24 protein-coding genes are annotated in these 26,103 nt (G+C 46.6%); 19 read left to right on the top strand and 5 right to left on the bottom strand.

Translation table 11 applies throughout. The features are described 5' to 3' along the window. Positions 1-113: 113 nt before the first annotated feature. The 4 genes from GUA98_RS04255 to GUA98_RS04240 all read right to left on the bottom strand — a co-directional run bounded on the left by GUA98_RS04255 (position 114) and on the right by GUA98_RS04240 (position 3,576). Complete coding sequence (locus GUA98_RS04255) at positions 114-1,019, bottom strand: YitT family protein (protein ID WP_193722133.1); 906 nt, start codon at positions 1,017-1,019, stop codon at positions 114-116. Positions 1,020-1,129: 110 nt separating this feature from the next. Next, positions 1,130-2,368, bottom strand: coding sequence for a cation:proton antiporter (locus GUA98_RS04250; RefSeq protein WP_193722132.1), 1,239 nt, complete (start codon positions 2,366-2,368; stop codon positions 1,130-1,132). A 4-nt stretch (positions 2,369-2,372) separates the two neighbouring features. Further along, positions 2,373-2,867 carry a cation:proton antiporter regulatory subunit gene (locus GUA98_RS04245; protein ID WP_153977711.1) on the bottom strand — a complete coding sequence of 165 codons (495 nt, stop codon included), beginning with the start codon at positions 2,865-2,867 and terminating at the stop codon, positions 2,373-2,375. A 304-nt stretch (positions 2,868-3,171) separates the two neighbouring features. Continuing rightward, on the bottom strand, positions 3,172-3,576 hold the full coding sequence (locus GUA98_RS04240) for a hypothetical protein (RefSeq protein WP_095359083.1): 405 nt from the start codon (positions 3,574-3,576) through the stop codon (positions 3,172-3,174). A 172-nt stretch (positions 3,577-3,748) separates the two neighbouring features. Between GUA98_RS04240 and GUA98_RS04235 the strand changes: the two genes are divergently transcribed. The 16 genes from GUA98_RS04235 (at position 3,749) to GUA98_RS04160 (ending at position 21,925) form a co-directional block, all read left to right on the top strand. After that, the gene (locus GUA98_RS04235; protein ID WP_153977712.1) at positions 3,749-4,702 is read left to right on the top strand and encodes a putative sporulation protein YtxC; all 954 of its coding nucleotides are present in this window, start codon (positions 3,749-3,751) and stop codon (positions 4,700-4,702) included. A gap of 417 nt (positions 4,703-5,119) precedes the next feature. After that, entirely contained in the window at positions 5,120-7,057 is a 1,938-nt protein-coding gene (gene thrS, locus GUA98_RS04230) for a threonine--tRNA ligase (RefSeq protein WP_153977713.1), read from the top strand. Positions 7,058-7,341: 284 nt separating this feature from the next. Continuing rightward, entirely contained in the window at positions 7,342-7,992 is a 651-nt protein-coding gene (locus GUA98_RS30130; protein ID WP_153980627.1) for a 3D domain-containing protein, read from the top strand. Positions 7,993-8,104: 112 nt separating this feature from the next. Beyond that, positions 8,105-8,323 (top strand): hypothetical protein, encoded by a 219-nt coding sequence (locus tag GUA98_RS04220; protein ID WP_153977714.1) that lies wholly within the window; start codon positions 8,105-8,107, stop codon positions 8,321-8,323. Positions 8,324-8,503: 180 nt separating this feature from the next. Next, the gene (liaF, locus tag GUA98_RS04215) at positions 8,504-9,556 is read left to right on the top strand and encodes a cell wall-active antibiotics response protein LiaF (protein WP_193722131.1); all 1,053 of its coding nucleotides are present in this window, start codon (positions 8,504-8,506) and stop codon (positions 9,554-9,556) included. A 3-nt stretch (positions 9,557-9,559) separates the two neighbouring features. Beyond that, complete coding sequence (locus GUA98_RS04210; RefSeq protein ID WP_193722130.1) at positions 9,560-10,597, top strand: HAMP domain-containing sensor histidine kinase; 1,038 nt, start codon at positions 9,560-9,562, stop codon at positions 10,595-10,597. Continuing rightward, a complete protein-coding gene (locus tag GUA98_RS04205; protein WP_193722129.1) occupies positions 10,594-11,256 on the top strand; it encodes a response regulator in 663 nt (220 codons plus the stop codon). Before GUA98_RS04210 ends, GUA98_RS04205 begins: the two co-directional genes overlap by 4 nt. Before the next feature lie 147 nt (positions 11,257-11,403). Next, complete coding sequence (locus GUA98_RS04200; RefSeq protein WP_193722128.1) at positions 11,404-13,086, top strand: S1C family serine protease; 1,683 nt, start codon at positions 11,404-11,406, stop codon at positions 13,084-13,086. Between the two features lie 192 nt (positions 13,087-13,278). Then, the gene (locus tag GUA98_RS04195) at positions 13,279-13,968 is read left to right on the top strand and encodes a response regulator transcription factor (RefSeq protein ID WP_193722127.1); all 690 of its coding nucleotides are present in this window, start codon (positions 13,279-13,281) and stop codon (positions 13,966-13,968) included. Between the two features lies 1 nt (position 13,969). Then, the gene (locus GUA98_RS04190) at positions 13,970-15,430 is read left to right on the top strand and encodes a sensor histidine kinase (RefSeq protein ID WP_095359077.1); all 1,461 of its coding nucleotides are present in this window, start codon (positions 13,970-13,972) and stop codon (positions 15,428-15,430) included. Between the two features lie 67 nt (positions 15,431-15,497). Further along, complete coding sequence (locus GUA98_RS04185; protein ID WP_153977718.1) at positions 15,498-16,451, top strand: 4-hydroxy-3-methylbut-2-enyl diphosphate reductase; 954 nt, start codon at positions 15,498-15,500, stop codon at positions 16,449-16,451. Positions 16,452-16,687: 236 nt separating this feature from the next. After that, entirely contained in the window at positions 16,688-17,752 is a 1,065-nt protein-coding gene (gene aroF, locus GUA98_RS04180; protein WP_193722126.1) for a 3-deoxy-7-phosphoheptulonate synthase, read from the top strand. A gap of 402 nt (positions 17,753-18,154) precedes the next feature. Then, positions 18,155-19,579: a type I glutamate--ammonia ligase gene (glnA, locus tag GUA98_RS04175; protein WP_095288270.1), complete on the top strand. Its 1,425-nt coding sequence runs from the start codon at positions 18,155-18,157 to the stop codon at positions 19,577-19,579. 229 nt (positions 19,580-19,808) lie between these two features. Next, positions 19,809-20,897, top strand: a complete 1,089-nt coding sequence (serC, locus tag GUA98_RS04170; RefSeq protein WP_193722125.1) for a 3-phosphoserine/phosphohydroxythreonine transaminase — start codon at positions 19,809-19,811, stop codon at positions 20,895-20,897. A 137-nt stretch (positions 20,898-21,034) separates the two neighbouring features. After that, on the top strand, positions 21,035-21,499 hold the full coding sequence (gene trmL / locus GUA98_RS04165) for a tRNA (uridine(34)/cytosine(34)/5-carboxymethylaminomethyluridine(34)-2'-O)-methyltransferase TrmL (protein ID WP_095288268.1): 465 nt from the start codon (positions 21,035-21,037) through the stop codon (positions 21,497-21,499). A gap of 171 nt (positions 21,500-21,670) precedes the next feature. After that, complete coding sequence (locus tag GUA98_RS04160) at positions 21,671-21,925, top strand: AbrB/MazE/SpoVT family DNA-binding domain-containing protein (RefSeq protein ID WP_024629045.1); 255 nt, start codon at positions 21,671-21,673, stop codon at positions 21,923-21,925. A 90-nt stretch (positions 21,926-22,015) separates the two neighbouring features. On the opposite strand, the gene GUA98_RS04155 is transcribed toward GUA98_RS04160, so the two are convergent. Further along, positions 22,016-22,945, bottom strand: coding sequence for a serine hydrolase domain-containing protein (locus GUA98_RS04155; RefSeq protein ID WP_193722124.1), 930 nt, complete (start codon positions 22,943-22,945; stop codon positions 22,016-22,018). 466 nt (positions 22,946-23,411) lie between these two features. Here GUA98_RS04155 and GUA98_RS04150 point away from each other — a divergent pair, with 466 nt between their 5' ends. The 3 genes from GUA98_RS04150 to GUA98_RS04140 are packed head-to-tail and all read left to right on the top strand — an operon-like array spanning position 23,412 to position 26,071. Beyond that, on the top strand, positions 23,412-24,176 hold the full coding sequence (locus tag GUA98_RS04150) for an alpha/beta hydrolase (RefSeq protein ID WP_153977721.1): 765 nt from the start codon (positions 23,412-23,414) through the stop codon (positions 24,174-24,176). An 11-nt stretch (positions 24,177-24,187) separates the two neighbouring features. Continuing rightward, the gene (locus GUA98_RS04145) at positions 24,188-25,147 is read left to right on the top strand and encodes an ABC transporter permease (protein WP_153977722.1); all 960 of its coding nucleotides are present in this window, start codon (positions 24,188-24,190) and stop codon (positions 25,145-25,147) included. An 18-nt stretch (positions 25,148-25,165) separates the two neighbouring features. Then, positions 25,166-26,071 (top strand): carbohydrate ABC transporter permease, encoded by a 906-nt coding sequence (locus GUA98_RS04140; protein WP_153977723.1) that lies wholly within the window; start codon positions 25,166-25,168, stop codon positions 26,069-26,071. The last annotated feature ends 32 nt before the right edge of the window (positions 26,072-26,103 follow it).

Below are 26,103 nucleotides of genomic sequence, written 5' to 3'. Positions count from 1 at the left end.
TACCGAAAATGAAGAATAAGGAATAAAAAGCAGGAATAAAAAACCTCTCTCTAACCTGAAGTGATATTCTGTCACAGGGTCAGAGAGAGGTTTTTGGGGTTCAAATCGTTGGGTCATTTCTCCGGATGGGTGATAATCCCAGCGTGCGGATCAATATGGCGCACAATGGATTTCAACCAGATCATCTCCAGAAAGTGAACTTCATAGTACAATGCCCCCGGAATGTGATGAATCCATCCATCAGCAGGCAATAAGGAAGCAGATTCTGAAGAGGGTGCAGGAGATCCGGGTTCCCGTCGCAGACGTTTGCGAACGGCTTTTTCAACCTGCGTGCTTTGGGTAGTCAGAATGTACAATTTGCGAGTGGTCGTAAATCCGCGGAACGCGATATAGACCGTTTCATATGCAATAAGATAGGCAATAACAGAGTACATCGCTTGATCCCAACCAAAGACAACACCAGCGGCTGTCAGAATCAGCAAGTTGAGCAGCATGATTATTTTTTCGATAAGCATCCGTTTCCCGCTAAATACCCGTTCAGGTGGCCGGGAGGACGGATCACCGATTTCCAGCGTATCCAGTGTCCCGCCATACCGCACCACAAGTCCGATTCCAACACCGAGACATAATCCGCCGAACATGGCGGCAGCCAGCGGATGTTCAACCAGAGGCGGCATGGGATGAAGCACGATGGCACCAATCGAAAAGACAACCAGACCCAGTACAGTAACGAGTACAAATTTCTTTTGCACCAGCCTGTAGGATAAAAATATAAACGGAACATTGAATAAGAACAGGAACAATCCAATTCTCATTTCAGTCCAATGGGCGAACAGAGAAGATATGCCTGTAATGCCTCCAATAATAATCTTATTAGGATGCAGGAATAATTCAAGTCCCACGGAAGCCAGAATCCCACCGGCGATCACCAGCAAAAGATTCAGGAAGCGGCGCGTGGATGATATTCCGGTCTTAGCGGTTTGTGGCACCGGATTAGCCGATATCAGAGGTGCTTTCATACGTCATCCTCCTTTGTGCGGCTGGCGAGCCATTCTCCCTGGGTTGATCACAGAAGATCGGCGAGGAGCCGCAGTTACGATCCTGTGCCTGTTCTGAACAGGTACAGATTTTATCCTTCTTTCTGTAAAACCTTCGGTTCTTCTTTCTTCTTCCGAGGATCTTTGAACTTGAATATTTTATCCAAAATTCTAAACACATGTTTGGACTCTTTGGTTAATAACGGTCCAAGAATGGCCAGAATCAGTACGTACAGTGCGGCAAACGGCTGGAGAAGCGGCAAGAGTCCACCGGCTTTACCCATGTTGGCCATGATGATCGAAAATTCACCGCGGGATACAATGGTTAAACCAATATTAGCAGAAGCTTTTGGAGACAGTCCCGCACTGCGTCCAGCCAGCATGCCTGCCAGGAAGTTACCGAATAGCGTAATCACAACAGCAATCAAAGCCAGCCATACGGCTTCTCCGCCAAGGGACAGAGGGTCAATGGACAATCCGAAGCTGAAGAAGAAGATGGCTCCGAAGAAGTCACGGAACGGCAGGATCAGATGCTCAATTCGTTTGGCATGTTCTGTCTCTGCAAGGACCAGACCAACAAGTAACGCACCGATGGCCTCGGCCACGTGAATGGTTTCGGAGAATCCGGCTACCAGGAACAATGCACCAAAAATCACAAGTGAGAACAATTCATTGGAGCGTATTTTAAGCAGTTTGTTGAGCAGCGGAGTCGCTTTCCGCCCCAGTATGATGACAATAAGCATGAATCCAAGCGCGATAAGCGCGGATACGATGACGCCTCCGATCGAGGATGAGTCACTGAGCACCAATCCGGATAGGATGGAGATGTACACAGCCAGGAACACATCTTCGAACATGATAATTCCAAGAATCATTTCCGTTTCCGGGTTGGCTGTACGTTTCAGATCGACTAACACCTTGGCCACGATGGCACTGGAAGATATGGTGGTAATCCCAGCAATAACAAGTGCCTCAGCAGGTGGGAAATTGGATGCAAATCCGAAAACTAATCCAAGTGTAAAGTTAATTCCGATATAAATGGAACCGCCGACGGCAATGGATTTACCGGATTTGATCAGACGTCCTACCGAGAATTCCAATCCAAGATAGAAGAGCAGGAACAGGATACCAATCCGGCCCATAAATTCGATGAAAGGCTGACTTTCAATAAAACGGAAGTCCAGATGCCATATTTTCATGGCATGTGGACCAACCGCCATTCCGATCAGAATGTAAAACGGGACGACCGAAAAACGCAATTTGGCGGATAAAAGGCCAGCGGCAGCAATGAGAACGAGCGCCAGACCTACTTCAAAAATCAGATGATCCATCGACTCACCCCCTTCCGGTCAGGAGGAGGGATTTGAAGAGTTTCTGTTGGTTGCGCTCGCCAACGGCAACAACGGTAGACTCAGCAGTAATCACGACCTCAGGACCGGGGCTGATATGTTTTTTGTGGTTTTTCTCTACAACGGCAATAACCGTTGCCCCAGAGTTTTGACGTACGTCCAGTTCACCGATGGACTTGCCGATGCATCCATAGGAGGCTTCGACTTTGTACCATTCGATAATCAGATCGTCAAAAGTAACTTCAATATTTTCAAGCTGTTTTGGCTTATAGGTCAATCCGCCAACGATAGCGGCAATTTGTCTGGCTTCATAATCATCGAGCGTAATCATGGAGATGCTTTGATCCGGATCGTCGTATTCAAAATGGTACATTTCACGCCGTCCGTCATCATGAATAATGATCACAATTTTATCTCCACTGCTCGTTTCAATCTGGAACTTCTTGCCGATTCCCGGCAAATCTGTTTCACGTACATCCATGGATAATATGCCTCCTTAAATTGAGGGCTGGCCACAGAAGACAGGCTTATTTCCCGAAAATAGAATGATCTGTATTTGGAAGAAACATTAAATGATGCGGGCAAACAGAGCCAGGTACTCCTGACACACAGCCGTATACATTGAATTTTGAGTAAAAATGGATATAACAAATACAACATCGTGATACACTGTTAACCTTGTCGTTAACTAACGTTTGCTTAAAGGGTTATAAGTTATGCACAAGTACACCGTCTATTGGACAGAGATGTCTCTATGCATGGCAACCGAACATACGGTGCAACGCCTAGTGAAGGGCGTTTACGTATCTTGGTGCATGAGGGGCGAGGGACAAATACATACTGGTGAATTTAATGGGTAGCAGAAATAATCTGCGCTTAAACAGACAAATCAACGGTTTAAAGGGCAGACGCGGAGTAGGAATTCGCAGCATCAGCAATAAGGCAAGCACCAAAAATACAGGCTTGTTATTCGTCACTGCAATCAGCTTGACCATGACTTGCGAGTATTTGCGGATAGCAGGTTTTTGCTGAGTTTCGGGTATTTGCAATAACACTTCCTTATTGGAAGTGGCATCAACGGATACGCCAACAGCGGATTCTGTCTGCATCGGAATAGGGAAGCACAACGCTTGGAACAAACACAAAATGATGATAAAAGCACTGCGGAGCATTCTAGGTTGTTGTCTCATTTTGGCTTCCCCCCTTTTCCGTGAAACATACTGTTATCAAAATAATAACACATTTTTGTCTGAACTCCAAACCTCTTTACAAATATACTGAGAAATGATGACACGCTTTCCATCAATCCGCTTCGTATATCCCCCTCGGCCTTGCCATATACTTTGAACAGGAAGGAAAGGAGTGATTCTTGTGGAGCTGTTCGCCGTATGGACCGATGTGTCAGGGCAAGAGGAAGCAGATCAATTTTATCGCTGCATCAAAGAAAAAACCAAAGGTTTACATATAAGCAAAAGAGGTTTCCGGCTCACTTTCAAACATAATGACGGCAAAGCAGCCTGGGTCTGCAGAGGGAATGAAAATCACGTGGATTTTCAGCAGTGGCTGCCTCAGATCAGTGACTTGCTTGCCAAAGGACTGGCTGATTTCATTATGGATACCCGGGAGCGCTCCATTGTAGAAAACATGATTTCCAAGGCCTGTTCCGTTATGGATGAATATGAGGTGGAGAAGGTACACCGGATCTGCATGCCCTTGTTATTTAACGGTGATCTGGATCAGCCAGGGCTTCGAGAGAAACGGCGCTTAACCCTCGCAAATGGTCTTAGACATGATCTGGAGGAGGTTCATTTCTTTCACCTGGAAGGCATTCTTCATTTTCGAATGAAGCAATACAAACAGGAACTGCACGAACTGGTGGAGTATGCACTGGATGAATTCTGGATGGATCGTCAATACGAAGAATTCATGGGATTGTTAAAATATTTTGTATTCTTTCAGGAAGCCAAAGTTCCTTTGGTCCATCTGGTGCACAAAGGCTCGCATGAATTTCAGGTTCTGGATGCAGGGTTTAACCAGCTCCCTGTCCAAAAAGATGAGCAAGTCGTCGTGGAGATGCCTGGTCTTGAACTGGAAATGGATATTGAAGACATGATTGTAAGCACACTTATCTCGATATCTCCCGAAAAAGTGATGCTTCATACAAACACACCCGATCTGCCGATTATTTCGACGATTCGCCAGATCTTCGAGGACAAGGTTCAATTATGCCATCATTGCCCGGAGTGTGAAGTGCTTCGTTCCGGCCTGCTGTCAGGCCTTGACGCAAGTGATCTCGGCAATTATAATAACTGTTGATCAATGAATTAATGTACATGTTTTATGGATCAACTTTTACTAAATAAGCAAAAGCGTTGACAAAGACAAGGACCATACGCACGGTCGGTGCAGAGAGAGGGAACCAGGCTGAAATTTCCTCCGGATGCCACGTTTGGTTTACCCCTTTGTAGCTGCAGTTTTGAAAACGGAGATGAATGTAAATGTTCCGTGAGTAAGGATATGCCGGGTCATGCCCGTTACCGTCATGCCAATGAGGGCTGTATTTTCAATTAAGAATGAAGCAGCTGAATTAGGGTGGAACCACGAGTATACAACACTCGTCCCTTTACCGGGACGGGTGTTTTTTGCGTTCTTTGCCAATCAGCAGGAATAGCAATAGATCATCAGTCCATGATGTTGATGGACAAGGTTACATTTACAGGAGGAATGAGACAAATGGCAGTTAACATTAAACTACCGGATGGTTCCGTACGTGAGTACGCCGATGGCAGCAGTATTGAGGACGTAGCAGCATCGATTAGCAGCGGATTGCGCAAAAACGCCGTAGCAGGGAAACTGGATGGGATTGTGGTGGACTTGTCGACCAAACTTCATGAGGGAGCTTTGGTAGAGATCGTAACTTTTGATTCACCAGACGGACTTGAAGTGATGCGTCATAGTACAGCTCACTTGCTCGCTCAAGCTGTGAAGCGCCTATATGGCAGCAAAGAGGTTCACCTTGGCGTTGGACCTGTCATCGAAGACGGATTTTACTATGATATGGACCTGGAACACCCGCTTAACCCGGAGGATCTGCAAAAGATCGAGAAGGAAATGGAACGTATCGTAAGTGAAAACCTGCCAATTGTACGTAAGGAAGTCAGCCGTGATGAAGCAATCAAAACGTTTGAAGAAGTGGGCGATCCTTACAAGCTCGAATTGATTCGTGATCTTCCGGAAGACAGCGTAATTACCATTTATGAGCAGGGCGAGTTTTTCGATCTGTGCCGTGGACCTCACGTACCTTCCACAGGCAAGATCAAAGTGTTCAAATTGATGAATGTCGCTGGTGCATACTGGCGTGGTGACAGCAAAAACAAAATGCTGCAGCGTATCTACGGTACTGCTTTTGTGAAAAAGGCTCAGCTGGATGAGCATCTGCACTTCCTGGAGGAAGCACGTAAACGCGACCACCGCAAGCTGGGTAAAGAGCTTGAAATGTTCACGTTCTCCCAATTGGTCGGACAAGGTCTGCCAATCTGGCTGCCAAACGGCGCCAAACTGCGTCGTACACTGGAGCGTTACATTGTGGATCTGGAAGAAAGTCTTGGATACCAGCACGTATATACACCGGTTCTCGGTAATGTGGAATTGTACAAAACGTCCGGACACTGGGAGCACTACCAAGAGGACATGTTCCCTAAAATGGTAATGGATAACGAAGAACTCGTACTCCGTCCAATGAACTGCCCGCACCATATGATGGTGTACAAGTCCAGCATGCACAGCTACCGTGACCTGCCGATCCGGATTGCCGAGCTCGGCATGATGCACCGGTACGAGATGTCTGGTGCACTGACTGGCTTGCACCGCGTTCGTGCGATGACCTTGAACGATTCACACATTTTCTGTCGTCCAGATCAGATCAAGGAAGAATTCGCTCGTGTTATTGAATTGATCCAAACGGTTTACAAGGATTTTGGTATTCATGAATATCGCTTCCGCCTGTCTTACCGTGATCCGCAGGATACCGAGAAATATTTCCAAAACGATGAAATGTGGGAAATGTCCCAACGCATGCTGCGTGAAGTTGTGGAAGAACTCGACTTACCTTTCTATGAAGCAGAGGGTGAAGCTGCATTCTATGGTCCGAAACTCGACGTGCAGATCAAAACAGCGCTGGGCAAGGAAGAAACATTGTCCACCGTACAGCTGGACTTCCTGCTTCCAGAACGATTCGAACTGGAATATGTCGGAGATGACGGTCAGAAACATCGGCCGGTCGTTATTCACCGCGGCGTAATCAGTACAATGGAACGTTTCACTGCATTCTTGCTGGAGAACTTTGCGGGAGCATTCCCACTGTGGCTGTCTCCTGTTCAAGCAAAAGTCATTCCGGTATCTGGAAACTTCGACGATTATGCACGTGAAGTGGAAGCGAAACTGAAGCGCGCGGGAATTTCTGCTGAGGCTGATTTGCGCAACGAGAAGCTTGGATACAAAATCCGTGAGGCACAACTGGAGAAAATGCCTTATATGTTTGTTGTTGGGGAGAATGAGCGCAGTGCTGAATCTGTGTCTGTGCGTAAACGCGGAGAAGGCGATCTCGGCATGAAACCTGTGGATGAAATCGTAGCTCAACTGAAAGAAGAAATCAGCACAAGATCAATATAAATATATGCATTAGAGAAAAACCGTCAGGGCATGGCCTAATCCATGCTCCTGGACGGTTTTTTTGCTATTATTTACGTGCTGGAACCTAGTGGAGTAGAAAATGTATAAGCATTTTGCTTTTTGGAAAACCTTTGCAGTAAGGGGGAGGTTTTAAAATGAAAAAGCAAAACGCAATGACAACAAAACAATTACGGGTTCTGATTTCAATGATGGTCATCTCCATTGGGTTGATATTGTCCTGGAATCAGGCAGAGGCGTATACATTTGAAGAGGAAAATGAAGTAATGCATGTAATCAAACGGGAGAATCAAGCTGCAACGCGCCATGTAGAAAGTCAGTCCGAGGTATCGATCCATGATTATGAATACAGTGATCAGGTACAGGTCACGACGATGGTCTATATGGCTTTATTGTGGTCTCCACAGCCCATTGTCATTCCTAAACCGGATGTCCCAGGCAAGCAGCTTGTACTCGACCCATCCATGCCTGTAATGGCACCGCGCTCAGAACAGGTACTGGGAACTCAAAAAGTGACCGCAACGGGTTACACGGCAGGTATAGAGTCAACCGGTAAAGGACCGAAACATCCTCAGTATGGTATTACTTACTCCGGAGTGAAGGTACGAAGAGACAAAGAGACGGTGTCAACCATTGCTGCTGACCCCAAATTATTCCCGCTTGGTTCCATTCTCTATATTCCCGGATATGGTTACGGTATCGTGGCGGACACAGGTTCAGCCATCAAAGGTAATAAAATTGACCTTTATTTTCCGACCACGAAGCAAGTGTATAAGGAATGGGGCAAAAAGGACGTCGAGGTACAGGTGATTAAACAAGGCGACGGAAAATGCACGGAAAAGATGCTGGACGAGTTGTCTGAAGCGATCGATGTGTATAAATCCGTGCCGGATTCATGGTTAGACAAGGCTGTTTAATCTGGGATGTTAAGGATGAATAACTGAAGTGCTCTCTTCACATAATATTGACTGGGGACGAACCCCGCGCAGCAGCAGTGCAGCGTAAATATGAAGAGAGAGGTGATTCGTTGTGGCTAAAAGAACACAAGGACAAGGGTACCAAACGCCAAACGAGAAGTACAATGAAGAGTTTGGACAAGAAACTGCGGCAAGCAAAGTGAAGCAATCCCAGCAAAACAAAGTACAAGAAAATTTCCAAACACCTGATGAAAAATACAATGCAGAGTTCGGTGTAGAAAACACTGGACAAACAGGCCAAGTAGGCCGTGCAGGCAAATTTCAAAAATAAATAAAGATTCAGGCACCCTGGAGCAAACGCTCCGGGGTGTTTTTAGTTTTTGATAAATTTTACATTAATATCCTCAGTCCTCCGTCTGGAGACCGAGACGAATTCCATCTGCCGCCGCTGTTATCGAACCCTTGTCTGAGGTACACTGGGTACAGAATACAGACGAAGGAGACATGAGCGATGAAACGATCTATGCGAGACCGCTGGTGGGTTGGCATACCGTTGATTGCCGTTGGTGCAATCATTTTGTTTCGGCAATTAGGTTATGACATTGATATAGGATATATATTTAGAACATATTGGCCGCTGTTTCTAATCTGGTGGGGCGTAAAAGGAGTGACTGAAATTCGTCGCAATGGCGGTTATGCCATGATTGGACCCGTCATTGTACTAGCTATAGGCGGATACTTCCTGTCACGAAATCTCGGCTGGATTGATTATTCCATGGGTGAGTTCATTCGTTATCTCATTCCAATCATGTTAATTGGAGGAGGGCTGTTTGTTCTGATTGGGCCTCGTCGCCGGGATCGCAAACATCAGGACAAAATGCAGCCACCACCGCCGCCTGAACCTTATCAGCCCTTGTCTTCCGAGGACCTGGAAATGCCTTCTTCTTTTGATGAGCAATTCGAAAAGACATTTGGGAAACCCAAACAGGAGCCTAAAAACTACCATTATGATCCATACGCCAATGCGGCTGAAGATGAATTGCATCAGGGACAGCAGCATAAGAAAAAGCATCATTCTCATTCCCATATCCATACTCATTCACACGGTCCAGATGGAAACGGGTATGGAAGCCACTATGGTGAGGGCGGAGCCGGAAGTGAATATGGAGATTACGGCAACAGAGACACCGTTAACAAATCAGCATTTATCGGTGACCTCTACATGGGACAGGAAGTGTTCTCCCTTAAACCAATGAATATCTCGGCGTTTATCGGTGATACGGTCATCGACTTGACGAAAGCCCAAATCCCTTATGGCGAAACCAAAATCAACATTTCCTCATTTATTGGGGATGTAAAGGTATTTGTGCCGGAAGACATGGATCTGGGAGTCACTGTCACCACGAACTCCTTTATAGGAGACATGTCGCTGTTGAACCAAAAACGGGGTGGATTCCTCAGCAGTGCCCAGGCGGAAACATCCCATTACCGGGAAGCAGGAAAAAAGGTTCGGATCGTAGTAAGTGTATTTATCGGAGACGTCAAAGTAAATAAGGTGGGTTAACGCATGATTCGAACGATTCTCAGGGCCAACAAGTGGGAACTGATGATGTATTTTGTCCTGACCGGGCTGATTACACTGGGCGGGTTCTACTTGCTGTACGGAGAGGTGTTAATGGGAACAGGACGACAGCGCGCATGGACGTATGTGGCTGTCGTTGTGCTGGCGACTATAGTTACCGGATATATTGCTGCACTGCGGCTTCAGCGCAAAATCGACCTGCTCGATCTGAATATGCTGAAAGTATCCAAGGGTAACTTGGCCGTTCGCATGCCTGAGGCAGATGATGCCTCTTTCGGCCGGGTATATCAGGAGTTTAACGTCATGATGGATTCGATTGAGAAAAAAATGAGACTGCTCCAGCGTCTGGGCGAGCAGGAAGTGATCGAGAAAGAACAGGCTTCCGAACGAGCGGTGCTTGAAGAACGCAGACGGATGGCGAGGGATCTGCATGATACGGTCAGCCAGCAACTGTTCGCCATTCATATGTCAGCGTCTTCCCTGCCCAAACTGCTGGAGATGAATCCGGAGCACGGAAACAAAGTACTCGACCAATTAATCCAAATGTCGCATATTGCACAACGTCAGATGCGTGGTCTTATTGCGCAGCTTCGTCCGGTGGAACTTGAGGGAAGGGACTTGGCGGAGGCACTGGATCGATGGTTCCCGGATTATTGCAGACAGAACGGATTAAAGGGAGTGAAAGAGCTGGAACTGGATGGCGGCGTCTCGGATGCCATCGAGCACCAGCTGTTTCTTGTTATTCAGGAGGCCGTTGCCAATGTAGTGAAGCATGCGGAGGCTGGCCTTGTTAGTCTGTCCATACGGGAGAGCGAGCATCAGATCAGCATGAGCATAAGCGATGACGGTCAGGGCTTCATGCAGCAAGTGGAGCGGCCAGGGTCCTATGGATTGTCCACCATGCGTGAACGGGCAGAAAAGCTTGGCGGGGATGTCCAGATTATTTCAAAACCGGGAGCGGGAACGACAGTACGGGTGCTTATCCCGAAATTCCCGGATGAACCAGAGGGGGAAACGGAATGACCGGAAAAGTGAATGTAATGATTGTAGACGATCATGATATGGTGAGAATGGGCTTGAAAACGTACCTTATGCTTGAGCCAACATTCCATGTCATGGGAGAAGCGGGAAATGGACAGGATGCGCTTAACCAGCTCCGCAAGCTGGATCCGAGTGAGATGCCTGATCTTATATTGATGGACCTGATGATGCCTGTCATGAACGGGGCCGAGGCAACGCAAGCCATCATGAGTGAATTTCCGAGCTCCAAAATAGTTATGCTTACCAGTTTTCTCGAAGATGATCTGGTGGTGCAGGCCATTGAGGCGGGAGCCGTCAGCTACGTCCTGAAGACTGTATCTGCAGAAGAATTAATCTATGCGCTTCAGGGAGCCTATCGGGGAATGCCTGTCATGACGGGAGATGTGTCTCAAGCGTTAACCCGGGGAATCAGGCAGCGTACGGCGAGAGAGAACGAATCCGGTCTGACTGAACGGGAGAAGGAAGTTCTTTTGCTCATAGCAGAAGGCAAAACCAACAAAGATATTGGAGAAGAACTACATATTAGTATCAAAACCGTCAAAACACATGTAAGCAACCTGCTAATGAAGTGTGAAATGGATGATCGTACACAACTGGCCATTTACGCTCATCGTCAGGGTTGGGTGAAGAACAAGGACTAAAATGCTGATTTAACGGGAAAAATGTTCTATTATTGCGTGCTTTTATCTCCTTTTTAATTGTTTTTAAGGTACGGTTAAGGTTTAAAGTACAAAATAAGGACAGTTAAAGAATATCTCTTGTGAAAAAGAGATTGGGAGGTAGAAAGCATGGACGAACGTAATTATAGACCGAACCGTCAAGACGAGGAAGACCAAACAAAGCAGGCGGATAACCGCAATACATCCGGAACGGACGAATCCTCTTACTATTATTCTTATGGACCTTTTCAGTCTGTGAATAATGAAGATACAGCAAGCAGTCATGTGAGTCATAGCAATCGTGAAGAGGGCAATGTTCAGATCACAAGACCTGATCCTGTCAAGCCACTTCCGATGTATTACAATAATGGCTCTTCCGAACAGGCGGGCCGTGGCAACGGAGGCAGCGGTTCCGGAAACGGTGGAGATGGTGGCGGCGGTGGCAAAAACGGAAATGGAAACTGGAACTACAACAACCGTAAACCTCGCTCCTCGGTCAGATCATTATTGTTTTCCTTTATAGCAGGTATGCTGGTCATTACAGTACTGATGTACACGGCTGACCGCACGAACATGTTTACTCCGCAAGAAGCCTTAACAAGTGCAGAGAAGCAAAGCACGAGTCAGGAATCGACTTCTACGAATACGGGCAGCAGCAGCAATAATGTAACTGCATCTCTTCTGCCAACAGGTAAAGAGGATGTCTCTTCTGTAGTGACGAGCACAAGTCCTGCGGTTGTAAAAATTGAAACATTGGCTAAGCAGTCCACACGCAGTGGAAGCCAAGGTGGATCCACGATGAGTGATCCGTTATATCAATACTTCTTCGGTAACGGAGGCAACGGAAGCGGTGGAACGGATAGCAACCAAGGCCAACAGCAGCAGCAGGGAAGCAATCAGCTTGTTCCGCTCGGCATTGGTTCCGGATTTATTTTTGACAAAGAAGGCTATATCTTGACGAACCAGCACGTTATTCAAGGTGCAGATGTCATTCAGGTTACACTGGAGAACAACAGCAAACCTTACGAAGCCAAACTGCTAGGAAGCAGCTTCGATCTTGACCTTGCTGTATTGAAAATCGAGAAAAATAGCGGTGACGATGATTTCCCTGTTGCTCCGCTTGGCGACTCAAACAGCACACAGGTTGGTGAATGGCTTGTTGCCATTGGTAACCCAGAAGGGTTCGAGCATACTGTAACTGCAGGTGTACTGAGTGCCAAAGAACGTACAATCAGCATTCCGGATGAAGAAACAGGTAAAACCCGCGAATACAGTCATCTGCTGCAAACCGATGCGTCGATTAACCCAGGTAACTCTGGTGGTCCGCTGCTTAACCTTAATGGTGAAGTCATTGGTATGAACGTAGCTGTTAGTGCTGATGCGCAAGGTATTGGATTTGCCATCCCTTCAAGCGTCATCTCGGATGCCGTGAAATATCTAAAAGAAAACAAAGAAGTTCCAAAAGAGCCGGTACCGTTCATCGGTGCGTCCCTGATGGCGCTGACGCCTGAAGTGGCGAAACAAATGGGAACCGATATTACTGAAGGTTCTGTCGTAGCCAGCACCATCTATCAGTCTCCGGCTTACCAAGCCGATCTGCGTGCCTATGATATCATCACGGGTGCCAATGGAACGGCGTACAGCACAAGCCAAGACCTGATTGATTTTATCAAAACTCAGGAAATCGGCAGTGAAGTTACATTGAATGTGGTACGCGATGGCAAGAAGATGGATATCAAAATCAAAATCGGCAACAAAAATGACTATGATACTTCACAAACATCGGATCAACAGCAGCAAACACAACCATAATTAAATGGTAGTTCGAGATTCAGAAGAGAAGAGCGGAAGGGTTTGAGGGCCCTTTCGCTTTTTTTGTCCTAATGAAGACATGATTACAGATTCCAAGCAAGAGCTTGAAGAAGCGAAAAATGCGGCCAAGATGCAGACTGGGCTTCTGGCTGTTACAATGAGATTAAAATGTGAGAATAAAGGAGAAAGACCATGCGCTCAACTATTTTGATTGTGGATGATGATGAAAAAATCGTGTCCATGCTCCGCCGGGGGCTGGCGTTTGAAGGTTATGAGGTACAGACTGCTTCCAATGGGGCTGAGGGTCTCAGTAAATTGATGGATAAGGAACCGGATGTAGTGGTGCTGGATGTGATGATGCCTCAGATCGACGGTTTCGAAGTATGTCGCCGATTAAGGGAAGCCGGAAGCAAAGTACCTGTGCTCATGTTAACCGCGAAGGACGAGGTTCAGAGCCGGGTGACTGGCTTGGATACCGGAGCCGATGATTATCTGGTGAAGCCATTCGCACTGGAAGAATTACTGGCCCGTGTCCGCGCCCTGCTGCGTCGTAGATCGGATATCGCAGAAACGCCGGATAACCGGCTCGTCTACGAAGATATTATATTGGATAATGATTCACGCGAAGTGCTGCGTGACGGGAAACGTCTTGAGCTGACAGCGAAGGAATTCGAACTATTGAACTTGTTTATGCAAAATCCGAAAAGAGTGCTCTCCCGTGATCTGATCATGGATAAGATCTGGGGCTATGATTATAGCGGTGAGTCAAACGTACTGGAAGTATATATTGCGATGCTCCGGCAAAAAACGGAAGAGTATGGAGGCAAACGCTTAATCCAAACGATTCGTGGAGCGGGTTATATTCTGAGAGGTGACTCCTGACATGTCCATTCGGTTAAAACTAACCGCATGGTATTCTGGCATCTTGGCAGCTGTGCTTATTTTTTGGGGTGTCGTAATCTATGCCTTTGTTTATTTCAATACGTATCAGGAAGTCGAACAGCAGTTAAAGTCGAAGAGTGCGCGAATTACGGACCAGATCGGAGTTAACCCGTTATCTCAGACGCTTGATCTGGACCCATTTACCGAGAGTCAGCTGCAGGAAGCCCAAATTTATATTCAACTCTGGGATTACCAAAGTCAGTCTGGCAAAATCTCCGGCAACATGGAGAAGGTTCGCATCCAATTCCCGGTTTTGAAAACGAATGAAATCCTTGAAAAACGCGGGATATCCAAGATATATGTGAATGGTACACCATTCCTGGTCAATCAGCAGCCCTTGTCTCTCCAGGGAACCAATGAAATTAGGGGGCTTCTTCAGGTCGGTGCCAATGTAAGTTCACAGGAACGATTGCTGGAGGCACTGCTTAACATTCTGATCTTTGGCTGGCTTGTGGCCATGGCACTGGCCATTACTTCAGGTCTCATTCTTGCCCGCAAATCGATGCGCCCTCTCGTCAACGTCATTGATGCAGCCAATCAGATTCAATCTGGTGACGATCTGAGTGTCCGGATACAATATACAGGTCCCAAGGATGAAATCGGCCGCCTGATTGAAACGGTGAATAACATGCTCGAACGGACAGAACTGTCCTTCCGAGGCCTGGAGGAGACCAATGCTGCTCAGCGCAGATTTGTGTCCGATGCCTCTCATGAGCTGCGTACACCGCTGACCACCATTCGAGGGAATGTTGATTTCCTGAAAAAGCTATGGGATCAGGAAGGGAATGACCGACCGAATCTGGACGAGGAAACCGTCAAGGAGATGTCGCTTGAAGCGATTGAAGACATGGCGGATGAAGGCAAACGCATGAGCAGGTTGATTAGTGACATGCTGTCACTGGCAAGGGCCGATACTGGACAGAAAATAGAACTGAATCCGATTCCGCTGCAAATTTTGGTGCAAGAAGTAGCTCGCAGAGCACATTTTCTGGATCACCACGCGGAATGGCGGGTTGGCGATTTATCGATTTTAAATGGAATTTATGTGAACGGCAGCAAAGACTATCTACAGCAGATGCTCTTTATTTTCATAGAAAATGCGTTCAAATACACTCCGGACGGATCGGTAACGCTTGACGCCATCCTATACAAAGGGCAGGTTGGTCTCCGGATCAGTGATACGGGAATCGGTATGGATAAGGATGAGGTGCCGTTTATCTTCGATCGTTTCTATCGTGCGGATGAATCCCGCGGCGCTACACCGGGCATTGGACTTGGGTTATCCATCGCTAAATGGATTATTGAGGAGCATATGGGCTCTGTTGAGGTCGTGACCAGACGCGGTGAAGGAACGACTTTCATCATCTGGATGCCAGTTGTCTTTGCTCCACCTATCGAATAAAGGTATAATAGACTGGACTGCAATTACATCGGCAGTGATGCTGAAAAAGAAAGCGGGTGGCAACCAAGTGGAAGTACTGCGAATTTCGCCGCGAGGGTATTGTTACGGAGTTGTGGATGCCATGGTATTGGCACGTCAGGCAGCACGTAATCTTGATTTACCACGGCCTATATATATATTGGGTATGATTGTGCATAACAAACATGTGACGGATTCCTTTGAAGATGAGGGCATCATTACACTGGATGGTCCGAACCGGATGGAAATCCTGAGTCAGGTAGAGAGCGGTACGGTCATCTTTACGGCCCACGGTGTATCTCCTGAGGTGCGCAAGATGGCACGGGATAAAGGGCTCACTACAGTAGACGCTACATGTCCGGATGTAACCAAGACGCATGACCTGATCCGGGAGAAAACGGCTGAAGGTTATCAGATCATCTATATCGGCAAAAAGAATCACCCTGAACCCGAAGGGGCTATAGGAGTTGCGCCTGACCAGGTGCATTTGATTGAGAAGGAAGAAGAGATTGATGCACTGAATGTGCCGGCTGGCAAGATTCTCATTACCAATCAGACGACGATGAGCCAATGGGATATCAAACACATCATGAGCCGCCTTCTGGAGAAATTCCCGGGCGCTGAAATTCATAACGAGATCTGTCTGGCTACACAAGTTCGTCAGGAAGCTGTGGCTGAGCAGGCCGGTCAGTCTGATCTGGTTATCGTTGTGGGTGACCCGCGCAGTAACAACTCGAACCGGCTTGCACAAGTCTCGGAAGAGATTGCGGGTGTAACGGCCTACCGGGTATCGGATGTGTCCGAGATCAAGCAGGAATGGCTGAAAGGGGTAAACAAGGTAGCCGTAACTTCAGGTGCTTCGACGCCGACTCCGATTACGAAGGAAGTTATCAGTTATCTGGAGCAATATGAGCATGATCAACCGGAGACGTGGGAAATCAAGCGTACCGTTAACATGAGCAAACTGCTGCCCCCAGTGCGGGAGAAGACCCGCACAACGTAACAAAACTCGAAGAATCCTGTGCTGCAGTCCTGAATCTGGGCATGCGGCACAGGATTTTTTTGTATTAAGCACACCCGTAGTCATCTTGACGAGAATGGCTGACTATGATATATTTACTTTAGTAGATAAAAGCTTAAAAGCGAACAAGCGTTTAAGCGCGACAGAACTTTTAATTATAATCAGATGCACATTGAAACAGTTGGGTGCTCTCATACAAGGAAGGATGGGAATTAATTATGATCGTTATTGCAGGTAAGGCAACACCGGAGGAACAGATTCAGGATATCGTCGCTGTGATTGAGAAGGAAGGGCTTCAGGTGCATATCTCCCGCGGAGAGGATCGTACCATTATCGGCTTGATTGGCAAAGTGGAACCTAAAATGCAGGAACATCTTCGTCAAATGAAGGGTGTAGAGAATGTTGTAAGAATCTCGAAGTCCTACAAGTTGGCCAGCCGTGACTTCCACCCTGAAGACACAGTCATCTCTATTAAGGGAGTGGATATCGGCGGAAAAGAACTCGTCGTTATGGGTGGACCATGTGCGGTTGAATCTGCTGCCCAAATTGATGAAATTGCCGGTCTCGTGAAAGCTGCTGGTGGCCAGGTCCTGCGCGGTGGTGCATTTAAACCTCGTACCGGTCCTTACAGCTTCCAGGGAACAGGTGTAGAAGGGCTCATCATGATGGCTGAAGCTGGCAAGAAACATGATCTGCTGACCATCACGGAAGTCATGACTCCGGAATACGTGGATATTTGTGCGGAGTACGCGGATATTCTGCAAGTCGGTACTCGGAATATGCAAAACTTCGATTTGCTGCGCAAGCTGGGCGAATGCGGCAAACCCGTATTGCTGAAACGCGGCTTCAGTGCGACTTACGATGAGCTTCTGAACGCAGCTGAGTACATCCTTGCCGGCGGCAACCCTAATGTAATGCTCTGCGAGCGCGGCATTCGTACGTTTGAGTCCTATACTCGCAATACGCTCGATCTGTCGGCGATTCCTGTGCTGCAGTCTCTTAGCCATCTGCCTGTCATTTCCGATCCTAGCCATGGTACAGGACGCCGTGAACTGGTAGAACCGATGACGAAAGCTTCTGTTGCTGCTGGTGTCAATGGACTGATCATCGAGATGCACACAGATCCAGACAACTCCATGACAGGCGACGGAGTACAATCCCTGTTCCCTGACCAATTCGCCAACTTGCTTCAGGATCTGGAGAAACTCGCTCCAATCGTGGGCAAAACGTTTAATACAGCCAAACAACCTGCCGAGTTTTTCCCGGCAAGAGTGGGCGTCTAATCTTATAGTTAGCCAAAATACAATCGGGCATTTCCCCTCATTTCATTCTTGAGAATGAAGGAGGGGGATGTCCGGTTTTTCATATCAAGTAGGCATTGAATACATTTATTAATCAATAGTGATAAGAAACATTTATGATGTAATGTTTTTCCCATGTTTTAGGATGTTATTACGCTTACTTTACCGCATTAACTCGGTTAAATGTATATTAAATACGTTGTTAAGTGAATTTATTGGATTTATAAAATGTAAGTATAGCTAACATAGTCGCAAAAAATACCTTACATAAGTATTGACGATGTCATGTTTAAGAAATTATAATGACGACAGAAAAAAATTCGAATATGGACATTTTCTTTCGTGGGGTTGTTTATTGTTCGGAATATTTGGGAGGACGAATACATGTCGGTTGAAAACGTATTGAAATCAATTCAAGAGAACAACATCGAGTGGGTAGATTTTCGTTTTGTAGATTTAGCTGGTCGTGCACATCACATCTCGTTGCCAGCTTCGGCTGTTGATGCAGACACATTCGTAAATGGAGTAGCTTTTGACGGTTCTTCTATCCAAGGTTTCCGTGGAATCGAAGAGTCCGATATGGTTATGATGCCAGATCCTGAAGCGACTTATGTCGATCCGTTCACTGCACACCCTACATTGAATGTTATGTGTGATATCTTCACACCAGATGGCGAGCGCTATGAGCGCGACCCACGCAGCATCGCTGTTAAAGCTGAAGCTTTCCTGAAAGAGAGCGGTGTAGGTACAGCGGCATTCTTCGCACCTGAGTCCGAATTCTTCATCTTCGACGATGTACGTTATGAGAGTGGTACAAACAGCTCTTCCTACTACGTTGATTCCGAAGAAGCTTCTTGGAACACGAACCGCAAGGAAGAAGGCGGCAACCTGGGCTTCAAAGTTCGTACTAAAGGCGGATATGTACCAGTAGCACCAGTGGATACTCAACAAGATATCCGTAGTGAAATGTGTCGTCTGTTGGAAGAAGCTGGCCTGTCGATCGAGCGTCATCACCACGAAGTGGCAACCGCTGGTCAAGCCGAAATCAACTTCCGTTTTGATACGTTGAAGAAAACAGCAGATAACCTGCTTGTATACAAATACATCGTGCATAACACAGCACGTCAATATGGCAAAGTAGCTACATTCATGCCGAAACCATTGTTCGGTGATAATGGTAGCGGAATGCACGTTCACCAATCCATCTTCGATGGCGATTCCCCATTGTTCTACGACAAAGCGGGATATGCAAACCTGAGCGAAATGGCTCTGCACTACATCGGAGGAATTCTGTACCATGCACCAGCTCTGATCGCGTTGACTAACCCAAGTACAAACTCATTCAAACGTCTTGTACCTGGTTACGAAGCACCGGTAAACCTGGTTTACTCCAAAGGTAACCGCTCTGCAGCAGTACGTATCCCGGTTGCAGCTGTGACACCTAAAGGTTGTCGTATCGAGTTCCGTACGCCTGACTCTACTGCTAACCCTTACCTGGCATTCTCCGCAATGCTGATGGCGGGTCTGGACGGAATCAAACGCAAAATCAACCCAACTGAGCTTGGTTACGGTCCACTCGACAAAAACATCTATGACTTGTCGGATGCTGACAAAGAAAACATCCGCAGCGTTCCAGCTTCCCTGGAAGAGGCGCTTGATGCTCTGGCAGCAGACAACGAGTTCTTGACTGAAGGCGGCGTATTCACGAAAGAATTCATCGAGAACTACATCAACCTCAAACGTGATGAAGCAAAAGCTGTAGCTATTCGCATTCATCCGCACGAGTACAGCCTTTACTTCGATTGCTAATCCGATCGAAACAAGTGTACCTACAATTTAAGCCTCCGGGACTCGCTCTCGGAGGCTTTTCCATGAATGGATGATGTAGTACGTTAACTTTGCAGGGTGATAAAGTATTTTGATGACCCTAATTGCCCGCTTCAGTGCTTATTGCCCTTGATGCGGATAGGGAATACTGATATCATAGCGATAATATTTACTTCATATGTAAGCTACGGATGGAAAGGACGGGGGAAAAATGACAAAGAGAGCGTATAATTTTAATGCAGGACCAGCGGCACTGCCACTGGAGGTTTTGGAGCGTGCGCAAGCAGAATTTGTTGATTTTCGTAACACAGGCATGTCGATTATGGAGATGTCTCACCGTGGGGCAGTGTACGAGTCCGTACATAATGAAGCTCAGGAGCGTTTGCTGTCGCTCTTAGGCAATCCGAAGGGGTACAAGGTACTATTTCTTCAGGGCGGAGCGAGCACCCAGTTCGCGATGCTGCCGATGAACCTTCTCGGGGCAGGCCAAACTGCAAGCTATGTCATGACAGGCAGTTGGGCGAAAAAAGCGTTGTCTGAAGCAAAGCTGGTTGGTGAAACCCACATTGCAGCTTCTTCCGAGGCTGATAAATACATGAAATTGCCTGATGTATCGAACCTGAGTTTGCCTGACCGCACAGCTTATGTACATCTGACATCCAATGAAACGATCGAGGGTACACAGTTCAAGTCTTTCCCGGACACGGGATCTGTACCTTTAATTGCTGACATGTCGAGTGATATTTTCTGTAAACCATTCGATCTTAATCAGTTTGGCATGATTTATGCGGGTGCACAGAAAAACCTTGGACCATCCGGGATTACAGTGGTAATTGCTCGGGAGGAGCTGGTAAGCGAATCGCCAAAAACGATTCCAACGATGCTTCGTTACAGCACACATACCGAAAACAATTCCCTATATAATACCCCGCCTTCTTTCTCTGTTTACATGGTCAATGAAGTTCTGAAATGGATTGAAGAACAAGGTGGACTGAAAGGGATCGAACAAAAGAACATCAAGAAAGCGGAATTGCTCTATAATACAATAGATTCCTCAGGCGACTTCTATCGCGGCTGTGTTGATGCTGCAGACCGTTCCCTGATGAATGTGACATTCCGCCTTGCTTCGGAAGAATTGGAGAAACAATTCATTAAGGCTTCCGAACAGGAAGGGTTCGTTGGATTAAAAGGACACCGCAGTGTTGGAGGCCTTCGTGCATCCATCTACAATGCAGCGCCTTATGAGAGTGTTAAGGAACTGACAGACTTTATGAGCCACTTTCAGAAGACAAATGGATAAATCTTAGGGGAAAGGATGAGAGGCCTTAGCCTTCCAATCTAGCCCTTCCAGAGCCTTCCACATTGACGTGTGGGAGGCTTTTCTTTAGAATTAGAGGATTGCAACAGAAACATGAACTTAAAGGAGATTGAACACATATGGCTTTGCATATCGTTCTGGTTGAACCGGAGATTCCCGCGAATACCGGCAATATTTCTCGCACCTGCGCGGCTACGGGAACCCATCTGCACCTGGTTCGCCCACTCGGGTTTCGGACGGATGATGCAACCTTGAAGCGGGCTGGTCTGGATTACTGGCATGCAGTTCACATTGAATATCATGATTCATTCGCAGAGGTTCAGGAAAAGTATCCGGAGGGTCGCTTTTTCTACGCAACCACGAAGGCGAAGAACAACTATAGCGATTTTACGTTCCAGGATGAAGATTTTTTGGTTTTTGGCAAAGAGACCAAAGGACTACCTCCTGAATTAATTGCTGCCAATCCGGAAACTTGCATGAGAATGCCCATGACAGGTGATGTACGTTCATTAAACTTGTCCAATTCGGCGGCAATTATCGTATATGAAGCATTGCGACAATTGAATTTCCCGGGCTTGGATTGATCCAAATTCGCGTTCAGGTGCTTGTTAGAATTCGCTAAAAAAACATTTTTCAAAAAAAAGGACAAAAAATGTTTATTTCCAGCAGGATTCGACAAAATCTTGGCGAATCTTTAAACATAGTACAATTGTACCTAGAAATTTAGAGTAAGATAGGAGAGGTGTGCCGTAGCTATGAAGCCAGCTGGAGTAGTTCGCAAAGTTGACCAATTGGGTAGGATCGTATTGCCTAAATCTTTGCGTAAAAGGTATCAAATGAATGAGGGAGATCCTGTAGAGATCTTAGTACAAGGGGACCATATCATTCTGGAGAGATACCGTCCAAAATGTATTTTCTGCGGATCAATGGAAGAAGTCAATGAGTTCAAAGAGCGTTACATATGCGCACAATGTCTAGATGAAATGACCCAGCTTCCACAGCACGGGTAAGTAAAATAAAGAAGTATCATGACCGATAAAGGCATGATACTTCTTTTGTTTTTTTCAAAAAGTTTTGAAAAACTACAATAATTTATTATGCTATGGAGTTGCTTGATGGTTACTTTCAAGATGGGGAAGGATATCAGACCAGATCAGGTCCAAAATCCCCTGCATGTTCAATTCGTCACTACTAACGGCAACTACAGCGTCCAGTTCGGGCAGGACCACGCATAGTTGACCATAAGCGCCATCAGCACGGTATGCATTATGAGAACATAGCCAAAATTGATATCCGTATCCTTGTCCCCAATCCCCTTCACCCGGCGTTGTTATCTGGCGAGTTGTTGCTTGGTCTATCCATTCCGCAGGAACCAGCTGACTGCCGTTCCAATAGCCCTTCTGAAGCAAGAACTGTCCGAACCGGCCTAATTCCTCATTTGTAAGCTTTAAGCCCGCACAGCCTAATGTAATGCCCAGTGGAGAGGTTTCCCATTCGACGTTATAAATCTCCAGCGGATCAAACAGTCTGGGAATCAGATAATCTTTTACGGTCTGGCCCGAGGCTGCCTGAAACATTTCCGAGATCATAAAAGTATCGGCACTGCTGTATGTAAATGCCTCGCCAGGGACTCTGTCGATTGGAAGTGACATGTAATATTTAGCCCAATCTTTCTCCGCAAGCGTGGCCCGTTCCTCCGCCCAGAGCACAGGCACATCATGCCCTGAAGACATCCGCAGCAGATCATACAGTGTGAGATCCGCAGGAGAGAATGCTGTTTGGTCCGGCGCTGGTGTTGGCCATGTGAAGTATTCTCCCAGTTTGGATTCGAGCGTAAATATGCCTTCTTCGAGTGCCAATCCTACAGCCATGCAGGTAAACGACTTACTGATCGAATGCTGTAAGCGCCGCTTATCCTCAGTCCGATCCCACATTCCACGTGTTTCTCCATGCTGCAGCACACGAACTGAAAGTACGTTTAATTGCTGAGCCTCAATATGTTGAACAAAGCGTTGAACAATGCTGGACATAATAACATCCTTTCATTAAAAAAGACGACATTTTAGGGCTGGTGAAACGTTTCCGTAATCTGGAACCAAAATCAGAAATTATGTTAGTACAATCCGAAGGTGATGTCAATGAAAGATGTGCAAACGGTTACCAAAAGGGTATATTATCACAAATAAAGTGCCTTTTGACGCAAATTTACACTTGAATAAGAAGTTTTTTGAGAAAATAACGCGAAATTTGTAAAAAGGTTATTGACAGGATTTACTCATCGGGATTATGATTTATTCGAAACGATTCGAAGAAATCGCTTCCAAGTAAGAAATGCTGTTTTTAAGTCCATGTGAATCAACGTTAGCTATGTTTTGAAACGATTCGAGAAAATCGTTTCGATAACCTAGTAGATTACGGGGGAATGGGAAGAAGTCACAGCGGAAAAGCAAGAGTAGAGAAAGTACAGGCAACAGCTGATGATGAAAGGGGTTCCATATGGCACACATCACGATCGAAACCGGATCGCCTACGTTATGCATGAACACAAGCATACACGTAGTGTCCAGTGACTCCGGAGAGACTTCAGGCGGTACGCTATATCTGCTGCATGGGGCAGGCGATAATGCGAGTACCTGGCAGCGATTGACTACAATCGAGATGTACGCTGCACAATATGGCTGTACGGTCATTATGCCAGAAGCGAACCGAAGCTACTACACCGATATGGAGTACGGCCTGAATTACTTCCATTACATTACTCAGGAGCTGCCCGAGTTTTGCAGACGTCAGCTCAACCTGAACACGGATCCCCAGAAGACTTACATTGCGGGATTGTCCATGGGAGGATATGGGGCTCTGAAGTGTGCGCTGACTTATCCCGAACGTTATCGCAAAGTGGTTTCTTTATCCGGAGTAACCGACATTCAGACCAGGCTTCATGATCCCAATATGCCACCAGGTATGATCAAGGAAATGAAAGCGGTTTTTGGAGAACGGTTACAGGTAAAGCCCGATCAGGACATTTACGCGCTGTCAGCCAAATTGTTGGAAGAGGGCAGACCTTTGCCGGATGTGCTGAGCTGCTGCGGTGAAAGTGACCCATTTATCGAAATGAACCGCAGATTCGCCGAGTACATGCAGGGAACTGCCTATCATTTCCGGTACGTTGAATCTCCGGGAGCTCATGAATGGAGATTTTGGGAGCAGCACCTGAGAACCATGTTTGATTTTCTGTATAACGACAAGACCAAAGTAGAGTGAGGAGATGCAAATTGAAACCTGCAGCCGAAGGACCTAGCAAAAAGCTGAAGGGAAACCTGAGAGGAAATTCGCTCTGGAGTGAAATCTGGAAGCACAGAATGACGTACACCCTGCTTATCCCGGGGCTTGTCTGGCTAATCTTATTCGCCTATCTGCCAATGGGCGGCCTGTCACTGGCATTTAAGGATTACAAGGCGAACCTGGGGATCTGGGGAAGTCCTTGGAGCGGATTTGAGAACTTCAAATACGTGTTCCGGGATCCAACGTTTATTGACGCGGTATGGCGGACATTGTATATCAACATTTTGAAGCTGATTATTCAATTCCCATTCCCGATTATATTGGCCCTGTTACTGAACGAACTGCGGATGCGTAGAGGGAAAAAGTGGTTCCAAACGATTCTTACGTTCCCTCACTTCCTTTCATGGATTATCGTATCCGGGGTTGTCATCAATGTGCTGGCGTATGACGGATTGGTGAATAGCACGCTAGCATTGCTTGGATTGCCAACGATTAACTTCCTGGGTTCCGAATCCAACTTTGTACCGATGCTTCTGTTAACAGATATCTGGAAATCAAGCGGATGGAGTGCCATCATCTTCCTCGCTGCGATCTCGGGTATCGATCAGGATCAATACGAATCCGCACAGATCGATGGAGCTTCACGGTTACAGCAAATGTTCCGCATTACGCTGCCGAACATCCTGCCGACTATCACCGTTATGTTTATCCTGTCTGTCGGTGGATTGATGTCATCCGGTTTCGATCAGATCTTCAACTTGGCGAATGCCGCAACCAAAAATGTATCGGAAGTACTCGATGTGTATATTTATCGGATTACGTTCCAATCATCAACCGACTTCTCGTTCTCGACTGCGGTCAGCTTGTTCCGTTCCCTCGTGAATATGGTCTTGCTGCTCCTTGCTGACAGATTTGCGAAGCTGCTTGGCGGAGATGGATTGTTCCGATAAGAAAGGAGGAAAAATGTAATGAGCAAGAAAGCTAACAAAAAATCGAAGATTGGTACAGAACGAATGACGCTTCTGGATTACGTTATCTTCGCCATCTTACTTGTGCTTGCCCTGATGATTCTGATTCCGTTCTGGAATGTCATCATGATCTCGTTCGCCACTCAAAAAGAGTATGCGGACAATCCAATGCTAATGTTCCCAAAAGAATTCACCTTTGATTCCTATAAGGCGCTGTTCGCTGACGGAAGCATCCTGACGGGGTACAAAAATACATTGATCCTGCTGGTGATTGGCTTGCCTCTCAGTATGTTCCTGACTACGAGCATGGCGTATGGACTAAGTCGCAGCAAATTTCCATTTAAGAAATTTATCTTTTTCCTAGTGCTGTTCACCATGATCTTCAATGGTGGTATCGTACCACTCTACCTGATCATGAAATCTCTTCATCTGACGGGATCGCTATGGTCCGTTATTCTGGCGGGAAGCTTCAGTGCATTTAACATGATCCTGATGATGAACTACTTCTACACACTGCCGGAATCCTTAATGGAGTCAGCTCGACTGGATGGTGCAGGGGAGTGGAGAATACTGTTCTCCGTCGTTCTTCCGCTGGCTACACCAATCATTGCTACCATCACGCTGTTCTACGGCGTGGCATATTGGAACAGCTGGTATGATGCAATGATCTTCCTGCGAAAGGCGGATCAGTTACCACTGCAAAACGTACTGCGGACCATTATCGTCGAATCTCAGACGAATGCTTCCAACGCATCCAGCGTGGATGCAGCCGGAGCCGCATCCAAATTCTCCACAGGGATGAAGATGGCAGCCGTATTTGTCACAATGGTTCCAATTATGTGCTTCTTCCCGATGCTGCAAAAGCATTTTGCCAAAGGGGTATTAACAGGGGCTATCAAGACCTGATTATACACATAGGATTTTGAGTCAAAAATTCT

This window comes from Paenibacillus sp. P13VS, from assembly GCF_015143645.1.
GTDB lineage: Bacteria > Bacillota > Bacilli > Paenibacillales > Paenibacillaceae > Paenibacillus > Paenibacillus xylanilyticus_A.
The sequence above is the reverse complement of the archived record's forward strand: the minus strand, read 5'-3'. Positions and strand labels throughout refer to the sequence as shown.

Coding starts and splice junctions, on each gene's coding strand:
- GUA98_RS04255 (WP_193722133.1), bottom strand. CDS start 1,019: ATGAAAGCACCTCTGATATCGGCTAATCCGGTGCCACAAACCGCTAAG.
- GUA98_RS04250 (WP_193722132.1), bottom strand. CDS start 2,368: ATGGATCATCTGATTTTTGAAGTAGGTCTGGCGCTCGTTCTCATTGCT.
- GUA98_RS04245 (WP_153977711.1), bottom strand. CDS start 2,867: ATGGATGTACGTGAAACAGATTTGCCGGGAATCGGCAAGAAGTTCCAG.
- GUA98_RS04240 (WP_095359083.1), bottom strand. CDS start 3,576: ATGAGACAACAACCTAGAATGCTCCGCAGTGCTTTTATCATCATTTTG.
- thrS (WP_153977713.1), top strand. CDS start 5,120: ATGGCAGTTAACATTAAACTACCGGATGGTTCCGTACGTGAGTACGCC.
- GUA98_RS30130 (WP_153980627.1), top strand. CDS start 7,342: ATGCATGTAATCAAACGGGAGAATCAAGCTGCAACGCGCCATGTAGAA.
- liaF (WP_193722131.1), top strand. CDS start 8,504: ATGAAACGATCTATGCGAGACCGCTGGTGGGTTGGCATACCGTTGATT.
- GUA98_RS04210 (WP_193722130.1), top strand. CDS start 9,560: ATGATTCGAACGATTCTCAGGGCCAACAAGTGGGAACTGATGATGTAT.
- GUA98_RS04205 (WP_193722129.1), top strand. CDS start 10,594: ATGACCGGAAAAGTGAATGTAATGATTGTAGACGATCATGATATGGTG.
- GUA98_RS04200 (WP_193722128.1), top strand. CDS start 11,404: ATGGACGAACGTAATTATAGACCGAACCGTCAAGACGAGGAAGACCAA.
- GUA98_RS04195 (WP_193722127.1), top strand. CDS start 13,279: ATGCGCTCAACTATTTTGATTGTGGATGATGATGAAAAAATCGTGTCC.
- GUA98_RS04190 (WP_095359077.1), top strand. CDS start 13,970: ATGTCCATTCGGTTAAAACTAACCGCATGGTATTCTGGCATCTTGGCA.
- aroF (WP_193722126.1), top strand. CDS start 16,688: ATGATCGTTATTGCAGGTAAGGCAACACCGGAGGAACAGATTCAGGAT.
- glnA (WP_095288270.1), top strand. CDS start 18,155: ATGTCGGTTGAAAACGTATTGAAATCAATTCAAGAGAACAACATCGAG.
- serC (WP_193722125.1), top strand. CDS start 19,809: ATGACAAAGAGAGCGTATAATTTTAATGCAGGACCAGCGGCACTGCCA.
- trmL (WP_095288268.1), top strand. CDS start 21,035: ATGGCTTTGCATATCGTTCTGGTTGAACCGGAGATTCCCGCGAATACC.
- GUA98_RS04160 (WP_024629045.1), top strand. CDS start 21,671: ATGAAGCCAGCTGGAGTAGTTCGCAAAGTTGACCAATTGGGTAGGATC.
- GUA98_RS04155 (WP_193722124.1), bottom strand. CDS start 22,945: ATGTCCAGCATTGTTCAACGCTTTGTTCAACATATTGAGGCTCAGCAA.
- GUA98_RS04150 (WP_153977721.1), top strand. CDS start 23,412: ATGGCACACATCACGATCGAAACCGGATCGCCTACGTTATGCATGAAC.
- GUA98_RS04140 (WP_153977723.1), top strand. CDS start 25,166: ATGAGCAAGAAAGCTAACAAAAAATCGAAGATTGGTACAGAACGAATG.